This window comes from Rhodococcus zopfii NBRC 100606 = JCM 9919, assembly GCF_001895025.1.
GTDB classification, from domain to species: domain Bacteria; phylum Actinomycetota; class Actinomycetes; order Mycobacteriales; family Mycobacteriaceae; genus Rhodococcus; species Rhodococcus zopfii.
The window spans coordinates 348,197-369,914 of record NZ_BCXI01000001.1 but is presented as its reverse complement, the minus strand read 5'-3'; the positions used below and the strand labels follow the sequence as shown (position 1 = coordinate 369,914).

Annotated in this window: 19 protein-coding genes and 1 pseudogene; 16 read left to right on the top strand and 4 right to left on the bottom strand. The window is 69.3% G+C overall.

The genetic code is table 11. The features are described from left to right. Positions 1-52 precede the first annotated feature (52 nt). From rapZ to RZ1_RS01610, 7 genes are all read left to right on the top strand, one after another. Positions 53-913, top strand: a complete 861-nt coding sequence (gene rapZ / locus RZ1_RS01640; protein ID WP_072808776.1) for an RNase adapter RapZ — start codon at positions 53-55, stop codon at positions 911-913. Next, entirely contained in the window at positions 910-1,911 is a 1,002-nt protein-coding gene (locus RZ1_RS01635) for a gluconeogenesis factor YvcK family protein (RefSeq protein ID WP_072808571.1), read from the top strand. Before rapZ ends, RZ1_RS01635 begins: the two co-directional genes overlap by 4 nt. Continuing rightward, on the top strand, positions 1,902-2,885 hold the full coding sequence (whiA, locus tag RZ1_RS01630; protein ID WP_072808569.1) for a DNA-binding protein WhiA: 984 nt from the start codon (positions 1,902-1,904) through the stop codon (positions 2,883-2,885). The genes RZ1_RS01635 and whiA overlap by 10 nt, the downstream gene beginning before the upstream one ends. 120 nt (positions 2,886-3,005) lie before the next feature. Then, the gene (gene gap, locus RZ1_RS01625; protein WP_072808567.1) at positions 3,006-4,022 is read left to right on the top strand and encodes a type I glyceraldehyde-3-phosphate dehydrogenase; all 1,017 of its coding nucleotides are present in this window, start codon (positions 3,006-3,008) and stop codon (positions 4,020-4,022) included. A gap of 26 nt (positions 4,023-4,048) precedes the next feature. Then, positions 4,049-5,260, top strand: a complete 1,212-nt coding sequence (locus RZ1_RS01620; RefSeq protein WP_072808565.1) for a phosphoglycerate kinase — start codon at positions 4,049-4,051, stop codon at positions 5,258-5,260. Between the two features lie 5 nt (positions 5,261-5,265). Continuing rightward, entirely contained in the window at positions 5,266-6,051 is a 786-nt protein-coding gene (gene tpiA, locus RZ1_RS01615) for a triose-phosphate isomerase (RefSeq protein WP_072808563.1), read from the top strand. Between the two features lie 84 nt (positions 6,052-6,135). Then, positions 6,136-7,353 carry a CynX/NimT family MFS transporter gene (locus tag RZ1_RS01610; RefSeq protein ID WP_072808561.1) on the top strand — a complete coding sequence of 406 codons (1,218 nt, stop codon included), beginning with the start codon at positions 6,136-6,138 and terminating at the stop codon, positions 7,351-7,353. Between the two features lie 10 nt (positions 7,354-7,363). Here the strand turns inward: RZ1_RS01610 and RZ1_RS31100 are convergent. Then, positions 7,364-7,525: pseudogene (locus tag RZ1_RS31100) on the bottom strand (short-chain dehydrogenase); the annotation flags it as partial. Positions 7,526-7,752: 227 nt separating this feature from the next. Between RZ1_RS31100 and secG the strand changes: the two are divergent. Both secG and ppc read left to right on the top strand, forming a co-directional pair. Continuing rightward, the gene (gene secG / locus RZ1_RS01600; protein ID WP_068157075.1) at positions 7,753-7,986 is read left to right on the top strand and encodes a preprotein translocase subunit SecG; all 234 of its coding nucleotides are present in this window, start codon (positions 7,753-7,755) and stop codon (positions 7,984-7,986) included. A 46-nt stretch (positions 7,987-8,032) separates the two neighbouring features. After that, on the top strand, positions 8,033-10,783 hold the full coding sequence (ppc, locus tag RZ1_RS01595) for a phosphoenolpyruvate carboxylase (protein WP_072808559.1): 2,751 nt from the start codon (positions 8,033-8,035) through the stop codon (positions 10,781-10,783). A gap of 63 nt (positions 10,784-10,846) precedes the next feature. On the opposite strand, the gene RZ1_RS01590 is transcribed toward ppc, so the two are convergent. Together RZ1_RS01590 and RZ1_RS01585 are read right to left on the bottom strand one after the other, a co-directional pair. Then, complete coding sequence (locus RZ1_RS01590) at positions 10,847-11,335, bottom strand: SRPBCC domain-containing protein (RefSeq protein ID WP_072808557.1); 489 nt, start codon at positions 11,333-11,335, stop codon at positions 10,847-10,849. 263 nt (positions 11,336-11,598) lie between these two features. Continuing rightward, positions 11,599-12,768: a site-2 protease family protein gene (locus RZ1_RS01585; protein WP_072808555.1), complete on the bottom strand. Its 1,170-nt coding sequence runs from the start codon at positions 12,766-12,768 to the stop codon at positions 11,599-11,601. Positions 12,769-13,137: 369 nt separating this feature from the next. Between RZ1_RS01585 and RZ1_RS01575 the strand changes: the two genes are divergently transcribed. From RZ1_RS01575 to RZ1_RS01545, 7 genes are all read left to right on the top strand, one after another. Continuing rightward, positions 13,138-15,492 (top strand): heavy metal translocating P-type ATPase, encoded by a 2,355-nt coding sequence (locus RZ1_RS01575; protein ID WP_072808551.1) that lies wholly within the window; start codon positions 13,138-13,140, stop codon positions 15,490-15,492. Between the two features lie 145 nt (positions 15,493-15,637). Continuing rightward, entirely contained in the window at positions 15,638-16,780 is a 1,143-nt protein-coding gene (locus RZ1_RS01570; protein ID WP_072808549.1) for a 4Fe-4S dicluster domain-containing protein, read from the top strand. After that, positions 16,777-17,238, top strand: a complete 462-nt coding sequence (locus RZ1_RS01565; RefSeq protein ID WP_072808547.1) for a Crp/Fnr family transcriptional regulator — start codon at positions 16,777-16,779, stop codon at positions 17,236-17,238. The genes RZ1_RS01570 and RZ1_RS01565 overlap by 4 nt, the downstream gene beginning before the upstream one ends. 19 nt (positions 17,239-17,257) lie before the next feature. After that, a complete protein-coding gene (locus tag RZ1_RS01560) occupies positions 17,258-18,076 on the top strand; it encodes an FAD/NAD(P)-binding protein (protein ID WP_072808545.1) in 819 nt (272 codons plus the stop codon). After that, entirely contained in the window at positions 18,077-18,868 is a 792-nt protein-coding gene (locus tag RZ1_RS01555; RefSeq protein ID WP_072808543.1) for an NADH-quinone oxidoreductase subunit B family protein, read from the top strand. It begins immediately after the preceding gene. Beyond that, positions 18,852-20,144: a Ni/Fe hydrogenase subunit alpha gene (locus tag RZ1_RS01550; RefSeq protein WP_072808541.1), complete on the top strand. Its 1,293-nt coding sequence runs from the start codon at positions 18,852-18,854 to the stop codon at positions 20,142-20,144. Before RZ1_RS01555 ends, RZ1_RS01550 begins: the two co-directional genes overlap by 17 nt. Continuing rightward, entirely contained in the window at positions 20,141-20,593 is a 453-nt protein-coding gene (locus RZ1_RS01545) for a hydrogenase maturation protease (protein WP_072808539.1), read from the top strand. The genes RZ1_RS01550 and RZ1_RS01545 overlap by 4 nt, the downstream gene beginning before the upstream one ends. Positions 20,594-20,599: 6 nt before the next feature. Here RZ1_RS01545 and RZ1_RS01540 read toward each other — a convergent pair whose 3' ends face one another. Further along, positions 20,600-21,475 carry a universal stress protein gene (locus tag RZ1_RS01540; RefSeq protein ID WP_072808774.1) on the bottom strand — a complete coding sequence of 292 codons (876 nt, stop codon included), beginning with the start codon at positions 21,473-21,475 and terminating at the stop codon, positions 20,600-20,602. Positions 21,476-21,718: the final 243 nt, after the last annotated feature.

The window sequence follows — 21,718 nt, the reverse complement described above, 5'->3', positions numbered from 1 at the left end:
CGAAACGGGCGGCGTCGAGGCCACCGCGACCCCCCGGGATCGCCGCGCCGAGGTGACGTTGGTCACCGGACTGTCCGGTGCCGGCATGAGCACCGCGGCCACCGCCCTCGAGGATCTCGGCTGGTACGTCTCCGACAACGTGCCGCCGCAGCTGGTCATCGCCATGGTCGATCTGGCAGTGCAGGCCGAACCGCCCCTCGAACGGCTCGCCGTCGTGATGGACGTGCGCAGCCGGCTGTTCACCGGCGACCTCGGCTGGGTCGTCACCGAACTCGCCGCCCGGCCGGTGCGCACCCGGGTGCTGTTCCTCGAAGCCACCGACGCCGTGCTCATCCGGCGGTTCGAGCAGGTGCGGCGCAGCCATCCGCTGCAGGCCGACACCGCCGACCGCACCCTCGCCGACGGCATCGCCGCCGAACGCGCCCAACTCGCCCCCGTCAAGGCGGCCGCGGACCTGGTGGTCGACACGTCCGCGCTGTCCGGGCCGGAACTGCGCCGCAAGATCGAATCGGCGTTCGGCGACGCCGCCGCCGACACCATCCAGGTGACCGTCGAATCCTTCGGATTCAAATACGGTCTGCCGATGGATGCCGACCTGGTGTGCGACGTACGCTTCCTGCCGAATCCGCACTGGGTGCCGCAGTTGCGTGACCACACCGGGCAGGACGCCGACGTGCGCGACTACGTGCTCTCCCGCGACGGTGCGGACGAATACCTGCAGACCTATCATCGAGTGCTCCAACTGACCACGGCCGGCTACCGCCGGGAGGGAAAGCGCTATATGACGATTGCGGTGGGCTGCACCGGCGGCAAACACCGAAGCGTGGCGATGACCGAAGCGCTCGCCGCGCACCTCGACAAGGATCCGGCGTTGACGGTGCACGTCGTGCACCGGGATCTGGGCCGCGAATGACTGCGCCGGCGATCGTCGCGCTCGGTGGCGGTCACGGCCTGTACGCGACCCTCAGCGCGGTGCGACGCCTCACCGACCGGGTCACCGCCGTCGTCACCGTCGCCGACGACGGAGGATCGTCCGGGCGTTTACGTGCCGAACTCGGCGTCATTCCGCCCGGCGACCTGCGGATGGCGCTGGCGGCGCTGGCCGCCGACACCCCCGAGATCCGGGTGTGGACCGAAACCGTGCAGCACCGGTTCGGTGGCACCGGAGCCCTCGCCGGGCATTCGGTCGGCAATCTGATCCTCGCCGGACTCACCGAGGTTCTCGGCGATCCCGTCGCCGCGCTGGATCGGCTCGCCGCCGTCCTCGACGTCCGCGGCCGCGTGCTGCCGATGTCGCCGATCCCGCTCGACATCGAAGCGGACGTCTCCGGTCTCGAATCCGATCCACGGGTCAGCCGTGGCATCCGCGGGCAGGTCGCGGTCGCGACCACGCCCGGCAAGGTGCGGCGGGTCCGGCTCATCCCGGCCGATCCACCGGCCTGCCCGGACGCGCTCGACGCGGTCGACACCGCCGACCTGGTGGTCCTCGGCCCCGGATCGTGGTTCTCGAGCGTCATCCCGCACGTCCTCGTGCCCGACCTGCTCGACGCCCTCACCCGCACCCGGGCCCGCAAGGTGCTGGTCCTGAACCTCGCCGCGGAACCGGGGGAGACCGCCGGATTCTCCACCGAGCGCCACCTGCACGTGCTGGCACAACACGCCCCGGGCTTCCACGTCGATCACATCGTGGTCGACGCGACGTCGGTGCCCGCCGGGCGGGAACGCGAGCACCTGTGCCGGGCCGCCGCCCGATTCGGCGCCGACGTCGTCTACGCGGACGTCGCGGAAGCCGGCACCCACCGTCACGACCCCGCCAAACTGGCGGATGTTCTGGCATCACATCTGCCTGCCGCGTCCGGCTCCGCCGACTCACGCGACAGCAGCCGAAGGGAGATCGTCTCGTGGCAATGACAGCGGAGGTCAAGGACGAGCTGAGCAGGCTCGCGGTGACCCGCACCAGCAGCCGCAAGGCCGAGGTGTCCGCTCTCCTGCGTTTCGCCGGTGGCCTGCACATCGTGGGTGGCCGTGTCGTGGTCGAAGCCGAGGTGGACCTGGGGTCGATCGCCCGTCGTCTGCGCCGCGAGATCTTCGAACTGTACGGCTATTCCGCCGAGGTCCACGTGCTCGGCGCGGGTGGCCTGCGCAAGAGCTCGCGGTACGTTGTCCGGGTCGCCAAGGACGGCGAAGCCCTGGCCCGGCAGACCGGCCTGCTCGATCTGCGCGGGCGCCCGGTCCGCGGGCTGCCCGCCCAGGTCGTCGGCGGCAGCATCTCCGACGCCGAGGCCGCGTGGCGCGGCGCGTTCCTGGCCCACGGATCGCTCACCGAACCGGGTCGCTCGTCGGCGCTCGAGATCAGCTGCCCCGGCCCGGAGGCGGCGCTCGCGCTGGTCGGTGCCGCCCGGCGCCTCGGGATCGCCGCGAAGGCCCGCGAGGTGCGCGGCGCCGACCGGGTCGTGGTCCGCGACGGCGAGGCCATCGGCGCGCTGCTCACCCACATGGGCGCCCAGGACACTCGGCTGACCTGGGAGGAACGGCGCATGCGCCGCGAGGTGCGGGCCACCGCCAACCGGCTCGCGAACTTCGACGACGCGAACCTGCGGCGCTCGGCGCGGGCCGCGGTCGCGGCCGCCGCGCGTGTCGAGCGGGCCCTGACGATCCTCGGCTCCGACGTGCCCGATCACCTCGCCGCGGCCGGGTCGCTGCGGGTGCAGCACCGGCAGGCGTCCCTCGAGGAACTCGGACAGCTCGCCGATCCGCCCATGACGAAGGACGCCGTCGCCGGTCGCATCCGCCGGCTGCTGTCGATGGCGGACCGGCGCGCCAAGGAACTGGGCATTCCGGACACCGAGTCCGCGGTGACGATGGAGTTGCTCGACGAGGCGTAGGCGGACGCTCGACGCGGGCTGCATCAGGACGTCAGGGTCAATCCCCCTCCGTCGACCCGGCACATTAGGGTAGGGGCACCAGTTGCACCACCATCGAGATTTGGGCAAAGGAGCTTCACTGTGACTGTCCGCGTAGGCGTGAACGGCTTCGGTCGCATCGGACGTAACTTCTTCCGTGCGGTCGAGGCCCAGAAGGCACTCGGCACCACTGATATCGAGATCGTCGCCGTCAACGACCTCACCGACAACGACACCCTCGCGACGCTCCTGAAGTACGACTCGATCCTGGGTCGTCTCGACAAGGACGTCCGCGCCGAGGGCGACTACATCTACGTGGGCGACCAGAAGATCACCGCCCTCGAGATCAAGGAAGGCCCGGCAGCCCTGCCCTGGGGCGACCTCGGTGTCGACGTCGTCGTCGAGTCCACCGGTATCTTCACCAACGCCGCCAAGGCCAAGGGTCACCTCGACGCCGGCGCCAAGAAGGTCATCATCTCGGCGCCCGCCACCGACGAGGACATCACCATCGTCATGGGCGTCAACCACGACAAGTACGACGGCACGCAGAACATCATCTCGAACGCCTCGTGCACCACGAACTGCCTCGGCCCCCTCGCCAAGGTGCTGAACGACGAGTTCGGCATCGAGAAGGGCCTGATGACCACGATCCACGCGTACACCCAGGACCAGAACCTGCAGGACGCGCCGCACAAGGATCTGCGCCGCGCCCGCGCCGCCGCCCTGAACATCGTCCCGACCGGCACCGGTGCCGCCAAGGCCATCGGCCTCGTGCTTCCCGAGTTGCTCGGCAAGCTCGACGGCTACGCCCTGCGTGTTCCGGTCCCGACCGGCTCGGTCACCGACCTCACCGCGACCCTGACCAAGAAGGCCACCGCCGACGAGGTCAACGCCGCGCTCAAGGCCGCCGCGGAGGGCCCGCTCAAGGGCATCCTGAAGTACAACACCGACCCGATCGTGTCCTCGGACATCGTCACCGACCCGCACTCGTCGATCTTCGACGCGCCGCTGACCAAGGTCATCGACGAGCAGGTCAAGGTCGTGTCCTGGTACGACAACGAGTGGGGCTACTCCAACCGCCTGGCCGACCTCATCGGCCTTGTCGGCAAGTCCCTCTGACACCGACCGAAGAGGACACCCGAACAGTGGCTGTTCAGACCCTGAAGGATCTGCTTGACGCGGGCGTCGAGGGGCGCGGTGTGCTGGTGCGCTCCGACCTCAACGTCCCGCTGGACGGCGCGACGATCACCGACCCCGGTCGAATCGTCGCGTCGGCCCCGACGATCAAGGCGCTCGCGGAGGCCGGCGCCAAGGTGGTCGTCACCGCGCACCTCGGCCGCCCCAAGGGCGAGCCGGACCCGAAATTCTCGCTCGCGCCCGTCGCGGCGAAGCTCGGCGAGGTGCTCGGCCGCAACGTCCAGCTCGCCGGTGATGTCGTGGGGCAGGACGCCCTGGCCCGCTCCGAGGGCCTGACCGACGGCGACATCCTCCTGCTCGAGAACATCCGTTTCGATCCGCGCGAAACCAGCAAGGACGACGCGGAGCGCCTCGCGCTGGCCCGCGACCTGGTCGAGCTGGTCGGCGACGACGGTGCGTTCGTCTCCGACGGCTTCGGAGTGGTGCATCGCAAGCAGGCGTCCGTGTACGACGTGGCGACGCTGTTGCCGCACTACGCGGGCACCCTCGTCGCGGCCGAGGTCGAGGTGCTGGCCCGGCTGAGCGCCGATTCGGAACGCCCCTACGCGGTCGTGCTCGGCGGTTCGAAGGTCTCGGACAAGCTGGCCGTGATCGAGGCGCTCGCACCGAAGGTCGACACCCTCGTCATCGGCGGCGGCATGTGCTTCACCTTCCTTGCCGCACAAGGCATCTCGGTGGGCAACTCGTTGCTCGAGGAATCGATGATCGAGACCTGCAAGGGCTTGCTCGACCAGTTCGGCGACGTCATCCACATCCCTCAGGATGTGGTGATCGCCGACAGCTTCTCCGCCGACGCCGAGGCGAAGACGGTGCCCGTCACCGAAATCGAGGACGGGTGGATGGGCCTGGACATCGGCCCCGAATCGGTGGCCCGGTTCGCCCACCACCTGGCCGGCGCGAAGACCGTGTTCTGGAACGGCCCGATGGGCGTGTTCGAGTTCGCGAAGTTCGCGGACGGCACCAAGGGCGTCGCCGAAGCCATCATCGAGGCCACCGGCAAGGGCGCGTTCAGCGTCGTCGGCGGCGGCGACTCGGCCGCGGCCGTGCGCCTGCTGGGTCTGCCCGAGGACGGCTTCTCGCACATCTCCACCGGCGGCGGTGCCTCCCTCGAATACCTCGAGGGCAAGGAACTTCCCGGCATCGCGGTACTGGAGGGCTGAAGGGTATGGCACGCACACCGCTCATCGCGGGCAACTGGAAGATGAACCTCAACCATCTCGAGGCCATCGCCCTGGTGCAGAAGATCGCGTTCACGCTCCCGGAGAAGTACCTCGACAAGGTCGACGTGACGGTGATTCCCCCGTTCACCGACATCCGGTCGGTGCAGACCCTGATCGAGGGCGACAAGATCCGGCTCACCTACGGTGCGCAGGACGTGTCCGTCCACGACTCCGGCGCCTACACCGGGGAGATCTCCGGTGCGATGCTCGCCAAGCTGGGCTGCACGTTCGTCGTCGTCGGCCACTCCGAGCGGCGCACGCTGCACGGTGAGACCGACGCGATCGTGCGCGACAAGGCCAAGGCCGCGCTGAAGCACGGCCTGACCCCGATCGTGTGCATCGGCGAGGGCCTCGACATCCGTGAGGCCGGCAACCACGTCGAGTACAACGTCGAGCAGCTGAAGGGCTCGCTCGCCGGCCTGACCGCCGACGAGATCGCGAAAACCGTGATCGCGTACGAGCCGGTGTGGGCCATCGGCACCGGCAAGGTGGCCTCGGCCGCCGACGCCCAGGAGGTGTGCGCCGCGGTGCGCGCCGCGCTCGGCGAGCTCGCCTCGCCGGAGGTGGCCGCCACCGTCCGCGTCCTCTACGGCGGATCGGTGAACGCCAAGAACGTCGGCGAGCTCATCGCGCAGACCGACGTCGACGGCGGCCTGGTCGGCGGTGCGTCGCTCAAGGCCGACGAGTTCGCGCAGCTCTCGGCGATCGCCGCAGGCGGTCCGCTGCTGTAGCGGACGACTGTTCCACCCGTGGGGCGCAGGATCGGCACAGATCCTGCGCCCCATGGCATTTCGCCCGAAAGTGAATCGATACCGATGACTACCGCAGGATTCGTCCGTTCCGGACCGACCCGCCGAACGGTGCTGTTCGGCCTGTTCGCGGTGCTGCTCGTCGCTGCCTGCCTGCGCCCTCCCATCACCGCGGTCGGCCCGCTCCTCGGCCGGATCGGCGCGGACACCGGCCTGGACAGCACCGGGCTCGGGATTCTCGGGGCGGTCCCGCTGCTGTGCTTCGCGGTGGTGTCCCCGTGGATCCACCGGCCCGCCGCTCGTTTCGGTTCGCACCAGCTGATCCTGCTCGCGATGGGTGTGCTCGCCGCCGGGATCCTCGTGCGGTCGTTGCCCGGCGCGGGGTGGCTGTGGCTGGGCACCGTGGCGATCGGCGCCGGTATCGCGGTCGGGAACGTGCTGCTGCCCGCCGTCGTCAAACGCGATCACGCGGACCGGCTCACGACCGTCACCGGCATGTTCTCGTCGGTGACCACCGGTGCCGCCGGGCTCGGATCCGGGTTGGCGGTGCCGCTGGCGGTCGCGACCGGTGACTGGCGCACCGCGCTGGCGGTGTGGGCGATCCTGCCGTGTGCAGCGGCAGGCGTGTGGTTCCTGCGCGGCCGGGTCGTGCCCGGCGAGCCCGCGGACGCACCGCTCGCGGCGGCAGCCGGGCCGGGCCGTTCGATGTGGCGCTCGGGTGTCGCGTGGCAGGTCACCGTGTTCATGGGCCTGCAATCGACCACGTTCTACCTGATGGTGACGTGGCTGCCGTCGATCGAAGCGAGTCTCGGCGTCGACGCCGCCACCGCCGGCTGGCATTCGTTCGCGTACCAGGTCGTCGGTATCGTCGCCGGTCTCGGGGCGACCGTCCTGATGGGCAACCGTGCCGATCTGAGTGTGCTCGCGGTGATCGGCGGTGCGATCCTCGTCGTCGCCATCGCCGGGATTCTGCTCGCCCCGGAACTGGTGCTGCTGTGGGCGATCGTCGCCGGTGTCAGTTCGGGCGCGATGTTCGTGCTCGCCATGGCGCTGTTCGGGCTGCGCACCCGCACGGTCGCGCAGACGGCGCAGCTGTCCGGGATGGCGCAGTGCGTCGGCTACCTGCTGGCAATGTGCGGCCCGATCGCGGCCGGTGCGATCTTCGACGTCACCGGGACCTGGACGCCCGTCCTGATCCTGATCGCGGCGTGTGCCGTCGGCCAGAGCCTGTCGGGCGGGTTCGCCGGCCGCGACCGCCACACCCACGGCGCGCCGGCCGCGTAGCGCGGGCCCGTCACGAGCCGGCCCAGGCGTCGGGCCGGGATCCGTCGACATCGGTGAAGTGATAGGCGCGGGCGAGATCGGCCGACGTCACCGACTGTTGGTTCCAGCGGCCCCGCGCGCGATCGGCGGCCAGCGCGGCGACTCCTCGACCGAGATACCGCGGCGAGTCCGAGCTCGCGAAAGCTGTTGGTGCCGCTGTGTCCGGACGGTGACGGCGGTGTGGCGGAAGTGGCCCGCACGAACACCACAGACCGGAGAGACAGCTGCGCGCTGTCGGTCGCGCGCGGTTGTCCTGCCGGTCGGCGATCCGACGCGGGTGGCTCCGCGGGTCGCACCCCCGAGACCACCGGGTAAGCTGACGGCCGACGTCACCGACCATCGAAGGACACCGAGCGCCGCATGGAACTGTTCCTGGACATTCTGCTGATTGTCACCAGCCTCCTGCTGATCCTGCTGGTGCTGCTGCACCGCGGTAAGGGTGGCGGCCTGTCCAGCCTGTTCGGTGGCGGCGTTCAGTCGAGCCTGTCCGGATCGACGGTCGCGGAGAAGAACCTCGACCGCCTCACCGTCTTCACCGGCATCATCTGGCTGATCGCCATCCTCGGCATCGGTCTGCAGATCAAGTTCAGCTGACCGGCTTCCGGTCGCGGGACCGGCGCCACGCGCCGATACTGGCCGGATGAGCATCCCGACCGGAACAGCCGCGACCGAGCCTCTACGCGACGACATCCGTCTGCTCGGCAGTATCCTCGGGCAGATCGTGCGCCGGCACGCCGGGGAAGCCGCCTACGAACTCGTCGAGAAGGCCCGGATCGAAAGCTTCCGGGTGCGCCGCTCCGAACTCGACCGCGCCGACCTCGCGACCATGTTCGGCGGGGTCGCCACCGCCGACACGATCCCCGTCATCCGCGCGTTCAGCCATTTCGCGCTGCTCGCGAATCTCGCCGAGGATCTGCACCGCGAACGGCGCCGCGCGCTGCACATCAGCGCCGGGGAAGCGCCGCAGGACAGTTCGCTGGCCGCCACCTACGCCAAGCTCGACGCCGCCGACCTCGACCCGGACGCGGTCGCGGTGGCTCTTTCGCACGCGCTGGTCTCGCCGGTCATCACCGCGCACCCCACCGAAACCCGCCGGCGCACCGTGTTCGTCGTGCAGTCCCGGATCACCGAACTCATGCGCCGCCGCGGTCGCGCGGACGAGGCCACCGAGATCGCCGCGATCGATCGGCAGCTGTGGCGGCAGATCCTCACGCTGTGGCAGACCGCGCTGATCCGGTTGTCCCGACTGCGGATCCAGGACGAGATCGAAACCGGCCTGCGCTACTACGAAGCCTCACTGTTCGAGGTGGTGCCCGCACTCGATGCGGAGGTCCGCCGCGAATTGCGGTCCCGATGGCCCGGCACCGGCCTGCTCACCGAACCGATCGTGCGGACCGGATCGTGGATCGGCGGTGACCGCGACGGCAATCCCAACGTCACCGCCGACGTCGTCCGCCGCGCCACCGACCGCGCCGCGACCACGGTGTTCGGTCACTACCGCAGCGAACTCGCGGACCTCGAGCAGGAACTGTCGATGTCCGTGCGGCTCGTCCCGGTCACCGCCGAGCTCACCGCGCTCGTCGCCGCTGCGGCGGACGACGAGCCGTCACGAGCCGACGAGCCGTATCGGCGTGCGATCCGCGGCATCCGCGGCCGTCTCGCCGGGACCGCGCAGCGCTTGCTCGACGACCCGCCGGATTTCGACGTTCCCGCCCGTGAGCCCTACCCGAGCCCGGCCGACCTGCTCGCCGACCTCGAGGTCCTCGACACCTCACTGCGCGCGGCCGGCGCCGAGGTTCTCGCCGACGACCGCCTCGCTCGCCTGCGCAGCGCCGTCGAGGTGTTCGGGTTCCATCTCAGCGCGCTCGATCTGCGGCAGAACTCCGAAGTCCACGGCCGGGTCGTGGCCGAACTGCTCGCCTGGGCCGGCGTCACCGACGACTATGCGGTGCTCTCCGAAGAACGCAAGGTCGAACTGCTCACCCGCGAACTCGGCATCCGTCGTCCGCTGAGTGCCCCCGATGCGCAGCTCGGGGAGCTCACCACCGCCGAACTCGGGGTGCTGCGCGCCGCCGCCGACGCGATCCGCCGCCTCGGTGCCCACGCCGTGTCGCATTACATCATCAGCATGTGCGGCTCGGTCAGCGATCTGCTCGAGGCGGCGGTGTTGCTGAAGGAGGTCGGGCTCGTCGACCACACCGGCGTCGGACCCCGTTGCCCCGTCGCGGTGATCCCGCTGTTCGAAACCATCGAAGATCTCCAGCGTGGCGCCGAGATTCTCGGTGCGGCACTGTCGATTCCGGAGTTCCGCAGCCTGGTGGACTCGGCCGGGTCGGTGCAGGAGGTCATGCTCGGCTACTCCGATTCGAACAAGGACGGGGGTTACCTCGCCGCGAATTGGGCGCTGTACCGCGGCGAACTCGACCTCGTCGAGTGCGCGCGTGAACACGGTATCCGGCTGCGCCTCTTCCACGGCCGCGGCGGCACCGTCGGCCGCGGCGGCGGTCCCAGCTACGACGCGATTCTCGCGCAGCCGCCCGGCGCGGTCACCGGGTCGCTGCGGCTGACCGAACAGGGCGAGGTGATCGCCGCGAAGTATGCCGAACCACGCTCGGCGCGCCGCAACCTCGAAAGCCTCGTCGCCGCGACCCTCGAATCGACGCTGCTCGACGTCGAAGGTCTCGGTGCCGACGCACCCGCGGCGTACGCGATCCTCGACGATCTCGCTGACCGGGCCCGCACGGCGTACGGCGAACTCGTGCACGAGACACCCGGATTCGTCGAGTACTTCCGCACCGCGACGCCCGTCGGCGAGATCGGCCGGCTCAACATCGGCAGCCGCCCCACCTCCCGCAAGCCGACATCGTCGATCGCGGACCTGCGGGCGATCCCGTGGGTGCTGTCCTGGACCCAGTCCCGCGTCATGCTTCCCGGCTGGTACGGCACCGGGACCGCCTTCGAATCGTGGGTCGGTGACGACGACACTCGCCGGGCCGCGCTCACCGATCTGTATGCGCGGTGGCCGTTCTTCCGCACCGTGCTGTCGAACATGGCGATGGTGCTCGCGAAATCCGACCTCGGGCTGGCCGCCCGCTACGCGGAACTCGTCCCCGACACGGATCTGCGCGAGCGCGTCTTCGGCAAGATCGTCGACGAACACGCCCGCACCGTCCGCACCTATCTGGCGATCACCGGGCAACCGGATCTGATGGCGGACAATCCGGCGCTGGCGCGGTCGGTGCACAATCGATTCCCGTATCTCGAACCGCTCAACCACCTGCAGGTGGAACTGTTGCGGCGGCTGCGTGCGGGGGAGGACACCGACGAGGTGCGCCGCGGTATCCAGCTCACTATGAACGGCCTGGCCACCGCGCTGCGCAACAGCGGCTGACGCGCGGGGCAGCGGCTCGCGCACAGGGAAGCAGGGAGGGACGGTTGCGCCTTCCGGCCCGGCTCAGCGGTACGACTCGCCGAGCTCCGGATAGTCCGCCCAGTGCGGTTCCCGTTGCCCGACCAGCAGCGCACCGAGCCGATCCAGGTAGTACTGCCAGCCGGGACCGATCTCGGCCACCTCGGACCGCGGCACGTGCCGATGCAGGAACTCGAGCGTCGTCACCCGGCCGACCTGCCGCAACTGCAGTTCGAGCCGCCACCCGTCCTGGTCGACGACGAGCGACCGCGGACCCGTGCATTCGACGATCGTCACGTCTGTGGTCGCCGAGTCGTGCTCATCGGTCATCGTCAACCGCACCCGACCCGACGACGGGTCTCCGGTCCACCGCCCGTACCAGCGAGCCAGCACGTCCGGCTCGGTCACCGCCGCCCACACGGTGCCGATCGGCAGCGGGAAACTGCGCTGGTAGTGCAAGGTCACCAGGATCGAGCCGCGCGGGCAGTCGTGCTCGGGACGAACCTCGCCGAGCACGGTCGTCGGGGTGCTCATCGGAATGCTCCCTCCACCGGTCGGGTGCCGGACACCGACAATTCTCCCGCGCGGCACACACCCCGGGCGGCTTCCGGCCCGATCCGTGACCGACGCGAGACCGGCCGCAGCATCCACCATCACGGCGGGTCGCACAACCGAACATCGACACCGGGGACGGCGGCCGAGTCCCGGCGTCGACGCCCCGCTCGCCGGTGCGTGCCCACTGACGGAAAATCTTGCGCCACCGGACTCGTCGTTGCTTGTGCCGTCGGATCCGACGATCAGCCACTGTTGCCCGGGGCTGTCGGGTGGTCGCGTAAGGGAAGTCCGAGAGCGGTCCGGTCGCACACGCGCACGAGGTCGGTGGCTGTGACGATGCCTGTCAGGTGTCGCTCACGGTCGACGACCGCAATCAGATCCAGGCCCGGTCGGAGCAGCACTGTCGTGGCCACGTCGGCCAACCGGGCATCGCTCGTCACAATGTCGGCGTCGGGCAGCGGCCGGGCGAGTGATCCGATGGTCGTTCGGCCGCGCTCGCCGGGGGACGTCCGCGCCAGATCGCTCAGGGTGATCCTGCCGACGGGCTGCATGTTCTGGTCGACGACGGGGAAGAGCCGGTGATGAGACGAGGCCGCCGCGGTGGTCGTGAACTCGTCGACGGTGCTGGCGGCGGCCGCGGCGACGGGGCGGGGTGTCATCGCATCGGCCACGCGAAGGTCCCCGAGACGATGCCGCGCGGACGCGGTCATCAGCTCCACATTCGCCGCCGTCCGAAGAAACCACCCGAGCAGCATCAACCAGAGTCCGCCGGCGCTGCCGAGCAGGATTGCCTGGGCACCGCCGAGGAGGATCAGCACCGTTCCGACGCCCCGGCCACTCCGGGCCGCGGTTGTCGTGGCAGCCAGCCGGTCACCGCTGTGCCGCCACAGAACGGCGCGTAGCACCCGGCCACCGTCCAGCGGAGCGCCAGGAAGCATGTTGAAGACCGCGAGCACCAGATTCGCCGTTCCCAGCCAGATCAGGGCAGTGGCCGCGAGGGGACCGATCAACTGCTCGGCAGGGTAGGCCACCGCAAGCAGTACCGCGCCGACCAGCAGGCTGGTCACCGGTCCGGCGAGTGCGATACGGAGGTCTGCCTGCGGATCGCGTGGTTCCTCGCGAAGTTCGGACATCCCACCGAGCAGCCACAGGGTGATCCGGTCGACGGCGACGCCGTGGCGGCGTGCGACGGCGGAGTGCGCGAGCTCGTGTGCGGCGAGAGTCAGGATGAACGCCGCTGCGGTCAGCGTGCCGGTGAGCCAGTAGTGCGGTGCCGGCCGTCCGGGGTATTGCCCCGGCAGTAGTGACATCGAAAGCAGCGACGCCAGCAGCACCAGGGTCGCGAAGAGCGACCAGTGCACCGCGATGCGGATGCCGGCGACCCGGCCGATGGGAATCGCTCCGCGTAGCATCGGGAGACCTCCTGTCCTGGCCACGGGGTCGAGGGCGCGTACCAGCCGACTCCATTCGACTCCACCGCGGATCGAAACGGCAGGGCCATTGGTCACGTCCGATGCGTCGGGTACTGCCGATGTACGTCCCGCCGAGTGCGTGATCGCTCGCGCTTCTCCCCTGATCGCATTCCGCCGCAAATCGGGTCCGACGGTGCAGTTCGAGTGGGTGGCGTCGCTTCGCCCGGAATCGTCGGCAGTTGTCCACGCCGACGCGGTGGGTACGATCGAGGCCGGTCCGGGCAGTTCGTTTCGAGGTGACTTCTGGATGGTTGGTTCGGGCAACGCACTCATGATCAGAGCCGGAGGGGACCTCTGGTGAGGCCGGCGATGGTGGAAGGGTCGGCGCCGAATCCCGCTCGGCGGGAACGGTGGCGTCGCTCGGTCGAACCTGCTCTGCTGGTTCTTACTCTTGTCTCGCTGGCCGGCGGCGTTGTCGCCTGGATCCTGGGTGCGCCCGGCGCCGCGGACGGCTTCTGGATCGCGGGCACGGTGATCGCGATCGTGCCTTCGGTGTGGTGGGTGGTGGCGGCGGTGCGTCGTGGCAGGGTGGGGGTCGACCTGATCGCCGTGCTGTCGCTGATCGGCACGCTGCTGGTCGACGAGTATCTGGCCGGCGCCCTCATCGCGGTCATGCTGGCCACGGGACAGAGTCTCGATGCCGCGGCGAACCGCCGCGCGTCGAAGGATCTGCGAAGTCTGCTCGACCGCGCGCCCCGATCCTCCCGGCGCCGCCGCCGGGACACCGTCGAGACCGTCTCCATCGACGAGATCACCGCAGGGGACATCCTCGTCGTCGGATCGGGCGAAACGGTTCCGGTGGACGGCTGGATCAGCAGTCCTGTCGCCGTCCTCGACGAATCCACGCTCACCGGTGAACCGATGCACGTCCGGCTCGGTGACGGAGAGGCCGTGCGGTCCGGTGTCATCAACGCCGGTGACGTCTTCGAAATGGAGGCACGGGCGACCGCGGAGGACAGCACCTACGCCGGTGTTGTCCGGCTCGCGCGCGATGCTGCCGCGGAATCTGCCCCCGTCGTCCGGTTGGCGGATCGGATTGCGGCGTGGTTCCTTCCGCTCGCGCTGATTCTCGCGGCAATCGCGTGGGCGGTCAGTGGCACCGCGGTACGAGCGGTCGCTGTGCTCGTCGTGGCGACACCGTGCCCGCTGCTGCTCGCCGCCCCGGTCGCCATCGTGTCCGGCCTCTCGCGTGCATCGCGCAGGGGAGTGGTGATCCGCAGCGGTGGTGCCCTCGAAAACCTGGGTCACGCAACCACCCTCGTCATGGACAAGACCGGAACCCTCACCAGCGGGCGGCCTGCGGGGTCCGACATCGTCACCGCTCCCGGCTACGACGCCGTCGAAATTCTGCGCCTGGCGGCGTCCGCCGACCAGGTTTCCGCACACGTCCTCGCCGCTGCGCTCGTGCAAGAGGCGAAGATGCGAGACCTGACACTGTCGTACCCCGCCGATGTCGTGGAGGAGCCCGGTACGGGGATCGCGGCCACCGTGGACGGACGCCGGGTGACCGTCGGGACGCTGGCGCTCCCGTCACATGCACCACAGTGGGCTCGGGCCGTGCTGGCCAGGAGCGCGCTCGACGGCGCGGTCGTCGTGTGGGTGACCGTCGACGGTGAGCTGGCCGGCGCCATCCTGTTGATCGACCCCTTGCGCAGGGACGCGCCGCGCACTCTGCGACGACTACGGTCCGCGGGGCTGAACCGGTTGGTGATGCTGACCGGGGACCGGCGCGAGCCCGCCGAGGAGATCGGTGCGATTCTCGGACTCGACCGCGTGTACGCCGAACAGACTCCGGCGGACAAGGTGTCCCGGGTGCGAGCCGAGCGCGAGTCGGCGGTGACGGTGATGGTGGGCGACGGCGTCAACGACGCTCCTGCCCTGGCCGCCGCCACGGTCGGGGTCGCGATGGGTGCGCGCGGATCGACGGCGAGCTCCGAAGCTGCGGATATCGTCCTGACCACGGACCGGCTGGACCGGCTCGCCGATGCGATGGAAATCGCGCGCCGTTCCCGCCGGATCGCCCTCGAGAGCGCCATCGTCGGGATGGGCTTGTCGCTGGTGGCGATGGGATGTGCGGCGGCCGGCTGGGTGACCCCGGCACTGGGCGCGTTGCTGCAGGAAGCCATCGACGTCGCCGTCATTCTCAACGCGCTCCGGGCCCTGCGCGGCGAGCACACCCGCGACACCGTGGTGCCGGCCCGCACCGAGGACATGCTGCACCGCTTCTCGTCGGAGCACGAGGAGATGCGAGACCAACTGTCCATGCTGCGCGACACCGCCCAGCTCCTGGCGGCCGGTGATCCCCGGCAAGCGGAGGACTCGCTGCGTCGCGTCGACGACTTCCTCACCGAGACCCTGCTTCCCCACGAACAGGCCGAGGAGACCGAGCTCTACCCCGCTCTGGCCGCGCCGCTCGGCGGCGGTGAGGCCACCGCGACGATGAGCCGGATGCACGCCGAGATCGACCGGCTCGGTCGGAGGCTGCACACCCATCGCCGGCGGATCGATTCTCGCGGCGGTATCGACCCGGACCAGTACGAAGATCTGCTCGCGTGTCTGTACGGCCTGTATGCGCTGCTGCGCCTGCATTTTGTCCAGGAGGAGGAGAACTACTTCACTCTGGCCGAGTATGAGGAGCGCCCGGATGAGGCACCACAGCGGTGAGAGCCGACCTGGCAGCAAATCGTCCGCCGCCTCTGGCGGCAAATCGTCCGAGTAGGGGCCGACGGGCCCTTACTGTGGAGGGTGCGCACTGACTCAATGGATGGTGAACTGTCGACGGTCGTTCGGCCGACGGAGGTGCCGGCGCATGGACAGCGTACGTATCCGGCGATCGGATGAACGAATCCTGGACCGCCGTGGCCTCGATCTTCTCATCGAGGTTCTGCGTGGGCGTGGCTACCGGGTGGTCGGGCCGACCGTGGGTGACACCGCGATCATCCTGGGTGAGCTGGATTCGGGGGCCGATCTACCGGCCGGATGGGGCGTGCAGACCGGTCCCGGCCTCTACCGGCTGCACCGACGCGACGACGACGCCGTGTTCGCGCACTCGTCGGGTCCCCAATCCTGGAAGCAGTACCTGCATCCGCCGCGCCGGCAACTGTGGTCCACCGACCGCGACGGTCCGTGGGAACCGCCCGCCGGCGACGAGACACCGTACGCGTTCGTCGGCGTGCACGGTTGCGATCTGGCGGCGATCGCGGTGCTGCGCCGTGTCCTGTGCCCGGACCCCGACGCGGATACGCCCACCGCTCGCCGGTTCCGCAACCTGTTCGTCGTCGCCGCGCACTGCACCGAACCCGGCGGTGTGTGCTTCTGCGCGTCGATGGGGACCGGACCGGCGGCCGGCCCGGGTCACGACCTGGCCCTGACCGAACTCCTCGACGAACGCGGCCACCGATTCGTCGTCGACGTCGGGACCGAGGCCGGTGGGGCGGTCCTCGGTGACGTCGAATGTCGTGCCGCGGAATCGGACGACATCGATACCGCGCGCAGCGCGGTCGCCGACGCGGCTCACCGCATGGGACGGCACATGCCCGACACGGATCTGCGCGGGCTGCTTCGGCGAGCACGGGATGCCGACGTGTGGCAGGAGGTCGCCGATCGGTGCCTGACCTGCGGCAACTGCACGATGGTGTGCCCTACGTGTTTCTGCACCACCACCGAGGACACGACCGACCTGACCGGTGAGCACGCCGAGCGGTGGCAGCACTGGTCCTCCTGTTTCGAACTGGACTTCAGTCACCTGCACGGCGGCAACGTGCGGAATTCGGGTGAGAGCCGGTACCGCCAGTGGATGTCGCACAAGCTCGGCACGTGGTTCGACCAGTTCGGTAGCTCCGGCTGTGTGGGATGTGGGCGTTGCATCGACTGGTGCCCGGTCGGCATCGACATCACCGAGGAAGCGGCACGGTTGTCGCACCTGCTTCCGCCGTGGGAGGACGACCGGTGAACGCCGCCGAGCCCGTCCTTCCGGCCGCGCTCGCCGTGCTCTCGGAGAAGCATCGCAGCCGGCTGGCGGACTTCGCCGTAGCGGTCCGGTTCGCCCCGGGAGATCTGGTGTTCCGGGAGGACGAGCCCGCGACGCGGTGCTGGCTGCTGCACACCGGCTGCGTCGTTCTGAGCACGGTGATACCGGGACGTGGCACCGTCGCCCTCGAAACCGTGCACGGCGGCGACATCCTCGGCTGTTCCTGGCTCGGCGCGCATCCGCGCTGGCAGTTCACCGCACATGCCAGGACCGTCACCGATGCCACCGAGCTGGACGTGATCGCCCTGCAGGCGACCGCCACCGACGATCCGGCCTTCACCTATGCCGTGACACGCGCGCTGTCGGAAATGGTCGTCGCCCGCCTCCATTCGACCCGTGCCCGGTTGCTCGACCTCTACGCCGGCCGTTCCCAGGAATGACACCGTGTCCCGGGACTGCATGCTTCCCCTCGGCTACCGGGTCGCTTCACGGACGGTCGAAACGCACGACACCGCCACACTGACCCTGCAGCCGGTCTCGGATTCTGTCGAAAGATGTTTTGCACCAGGGCAATTCATGATGTTGTACGCCCACGGTGTCGGGGAGGTGGCGGTGTCGGTCAGCGGTGATCCGACGCCGGAAGGTGCGACGCTCGTCCACACGATCCGCAGCGTGGGTGCCGTGAGCCGGGCCCTGCACGACGCACCCGTCGGCACGGTGGTCGGTGTCCGGGGCCCGTTCGGGCGCGGGTGGGAGATGCACGCCGGCGCCGGCGGTGATCTGGTCGTCGTCGCCGGGGGAGTGGGGCTGGCCCCGCTGCGGCCCGCCGTGTTCGCTGCACTCGGTGCGCGCGACCGATTTCGGCGGCTCACCCTCGTCGTCGGTGCGCGGACACCGACGAACATCCTCTTCCGATCCGACCTGTCCGCCTGGAAGGCGCGTGACGACATCACCGTCGAGCTGACGATCGACCAACCGGTGTCCGGGTGGACGGGTGCCGTCGGGTTCGTCACCGAAGCCCTGCAGAGGATCGACGTCGACCCCGCGCGCACCACCGCACTGCTGTGCGGGCCCGAACCGATGATGCGATTCTGCGCCCGCGCGTTGACGGCACGGGGAGTCCCTGCCGGTGACATTCAGGTGTCCCTCGAACGGAACATGCAGTGCGGCACGGGACTGTGCGGCCACTGCCAACTCGGGGAGCTCCTGCTGTGCCGGGACGGACCGGTCGTCGACTACACCCTTGCCGAACCGCTTCTGCGCGTACCGGAGCTGTAGATGAGTACACCATCGAAACCGACACCGACCCTCGCCGTGTGGAAGTTCGCCTCGTGCGACGGCTGCCAGCTCACCCTCCTCGACTGTGAGGACGAGCTGCTGGCCCTGTCCGAGGCCGTGTCGATCGCCCATTTTCTCGAATTGTCCGGTGCCGTCACGGGTGGACCGTACGATCTGTCCCTGGTCGAAGGATCGATCACCACGGCCGCCGACCGCGATCGCATCCGGAGGATCCGGGAGCAATCCCGGTACCTCGTCACCATCGGAGCCTGCGCAACGGCAGGCGGGATTCAGGCGCTGCGCAACTTCGCCGACATCGACGAGTTCCTGTCGATCGTCTACGCCAGCCCGCACTACATCGACACGCTCGCCACCTCGACCCCCATATCGGCGCACGTGCCCGTCGACTTCGAGCTCCGCGGATGCCCCATCGATCGGCGCCAGCTCCTCGAGGTGATCACGGCCTACCTGGCGGGCCGGAAGCCCAACATCCCGAACACCAGCGTGTGCACGGAGTGCAAACGGCGCGGTCTGACCTGTGTGATGGTCGCCGAGGGCACGCCCTGCCTCGGCCCGGTGACGCATTCCGGTTGCGGCGCCCTGTGCCCCGCTGTCTCCCGGGGGTGCTACGGCTGCTTCGGCCCGACCACCGACCCCAATCTCGCTTCCCTGACGGGATGGCTGCGCACCTGCGGAATGGGCGACGAGGCCATCGCCCGCGTCTTCGCGACATTCAACGTCGCGGCGTTCGACACCGGTACGGCGGGAGCTCGCGATGACCTCCTCCCGTAGGGAACTGACCGTCCGCGCCCTTGCCCGCGTCGAAGGCGAAGGCCGGCTCGACATCACCGTCCGCGACGGCCACGCAGACCGGGTGGCCCTTGCCATCTACGAGCCGCCGAGGTTCTTCGAGTCCTTTCTGCGCGGACGGCACTACCTCGAACCACCCGACATCACGGCCCGCATCTGCGGTATCTGCCCCGTCGCGTACCAGGTGAGCGCCTGCAACGCCCTCGAGAACGCCTGCGCGGTGACCGTCGACGACGACATCGTCGACCTTCGCCGCCTCCTGTACTGCGGCGAGTGGATCGCGAGCCACGTGCTGCACATCTACTTCCTGCACGCTCCCGACTTCTTCGGCGTCCCGGACTCGATCGAGCTCGCCCGCACCGACCGCGCTGCGATCGAACGGGGACTGGCACTGAAGAAGGCGGGAAACGCGATCCTCGACGTCGTCGGTGGACGCCCCGTCCACCCCGTGAACGTCCGGGTCGGCGGATTCCACCACGCTCCGACCCGGACCGAACTCGCGCCGCTCGCCGACCAGCTCCGCGCCGCCCTCGACCAGGCGGTGGCCACGGTCGACTGGGTGTCCTCGTTCAGCTTTCCCGATGGCGACGTCGACCACGACCTTCTCGCGCTGCAGCACCCGTCGCGCTACGCCATCGAAGACGGCGACGTCGTCTCGTCCTCCGGGATGCGCTGCACAGCAAGCGAATTCCCGCAACATGTGATCGAGCGTCAGGTGCCGCACTCGACCGCTCTTCACGCCGCCCTCGACGGACGTCGCTACCTCACAGGTCCGCTGGCGCGGTATTCCCTCAACTCGGAACAGCTGACGGGACGGGCCGCGGAGTGTGCCGCCTCGGCCGGGCTGGGCCCCCGATGCCGCAATCCCTACCGCAGCATCATCGTCCGCGCCGTCGAAGTCGTGTACGCCCTGGAGGAGGCATTGCGGATCATCGACCGTTACCGGCGGCCCACACCGCCTTTCGCTGCTGTCGCGCCGGTGCGTCCGGTCGGGCACGGCGTCAGCGAAGCCCCCCGCGGCCTGCTCTACCACCGCTACGAACTGGACCCCGCCGGCCTGGTCGCCGCGGCCACCATCATCCCACCGACCTCCCAGAATCAGGCGGCGATCGAAGACGATCTTCGCCGGGCTGTCGATGCGAATCTCACTGTCGCGGACGAGGATTTGACGATGATGTGCGAGCGGATCATCCGCAACTACGATCCGTGCATCTCGTGTGCCACCCACTTCCTCACGCTCACGATCGACCGCCGATGACGATCGTGGTACTCGGCCTGGGTCAGGACTTCCGCCGCGACGACGGGATCGGACACGCGATCGCGCGCGAAGTCGCTGCCCGGGCGGCCTCGGCGATCCGGGTCCACGTGGCCGACGGTGAACCCACACGACTCCTGGACGCATGGGACGGGGCGGAGCTCGCCGTACTGATCGATTCCGTCGTCTGCGATTCCCCGTGCACCGGAACCGTGCGCCGGTACGACTCGACCGCCGTGACGCTCTCGTCGGTGCGTGCCACCAGCACCCACGGGCTCGGATTGGTCGCCGCTCTCGAATTGGCGGCTCTGCTCGACCGGCTGCCGCGCCGATGGGTGCTCTACACCGTGGAAGTAGCGGACGTCGGCTTCGGCTGTGGACTTTCCCCTGCCGCAGCCCGAGCGATCGAACCGGTGGTTTCGGCGGTGCTGGCGGAGGTCTCGGGCGGCTGACTGCGGTCAGCGGACCACGAGCAGTGGGCAGGTCACGGTGTGCAGCAGCGCACGGCTCGTCGACCCCAGGAGCATGCCCGCGAACCCGCCCCGTCCACGACTCCCGACCACCAGAAGCTGGGCCTGGTCGGCTTGCTCACGCAGATTCCGAACCGGCTGATCCATCACGACCACCGACCGGACCGGAACATCCGGGAACTCCTCGGCGTACCCGGCCAGGCTTTCGGACAGGATCGCCCGTTCCCGGTTCTCGATCTCGGTCCAGTCGACGTCACCGGAGAACGGGGCGTGCACGTCGACGTCGGACCACGCGTGTACCGCGACGAGTTCGACGCCCCGCAGCGCTGCTTCCTCGAATGCCATCGTGATCGCGGGCTCGCTGTGCTTCGACCCGTCGACCCCGACGACGACCGGACCGGAGAGATCGTTGACGTCGACATGCGGCAGGCCTCGTACGACGGCCACCGGCGAGTGTGCGTGGGCGACGACGGCGGCGCTGACCGATCCGAGGAGTGCTCGTTCGATCAGTCCGCGTCGATTCGCGCCCAGGACCACCATCAGGGCGGACTTGGATCGCTCGACGAGCTCGCGCGCCGGTGAGCCCTGGCACACGACGGACTCGACTTCGACGGTGTTTCCCGGCACCGAGCGGGACACGCACTCCGCAGCCTCGGCGAGCCTTTTCTCTGCGTCGAGTTCCTCCTCCTGGAAGTAACTGTCGGGCAGTCCGATGGGAACACCGTAACCGACGTTGACGAGCATCGCGGTGACCAGTGTGAGGGGAGCGCCGCGCCGTGCGGCCTCCTTCGCGGCCCACGACACCGCCTGCAGCGAAGAGGGGGATCCGTCGACTCCGACGACGATCGATCGATGCACGGTCACTCTGGTCTCCTCGCCTCGGTCGGCTGCGGTTCCACTACCACCTAGCGTCGTTGCAGCAGCGTACGCCACCGCAGGGGAAAAGATCCGCACCTTCGTGACCTCGACGGGGACCGGTGCGATCGTCGTACGGTGCAGTCGTCGCACACCGGGAACGCCGATGGTCACGATGCCGGGACAGGCGGACCGCACTGCATGCAATCGAGTCGTTCACCGGGGCCACCGGCGGATCGAAGAGGGCCGCCC